Consider the following 241-nt stretch of genomic DNA (forward strand, 5'->3'; position numbering starts at 1 on the left):
TCGCCAACGGCATGGAGCCGGTGCTGACCGTGTCCCACTACGAGATGCCGCTGCACCTGACCACCGCCTACACCGGCTGGTACTCCCGGGAGCTGATCGACTTCTTCGTCCGCTACTGCGAGGTGCTGTTCGAGCGCTTCCGCGGACGGGTGAAGCACTGGATCCTGGTCAACCAGATCAACCTGATCACCCACGAGTCGTTCAACCACCTCGGGGTGGCCGCCGACAAGGTCGACAACCT

General features: G+C 63.1%; 1 protein-coding gene. It reads left to right on the forward strand.

The annotated features are described in order from the left end of the window. Nucleotides 1–241 (forward strand): family 1 glycosylhydrolase (locus BN358_RS24040; protein WP_157593493.1); only part of this gene is annotated, 241 nt, incomplete at both ends.

It is taken from the genome of Sedimentibacter sp. B4 (genome assembly GCF_000309315.1).
Taxonomy (GTDB): domain Bacteria; phylum Bacillota; class Clostridia; order Tissierellales; family Sedimentibacteraceae; genus Sedimentibacter; species Sedimentibacter saalensis.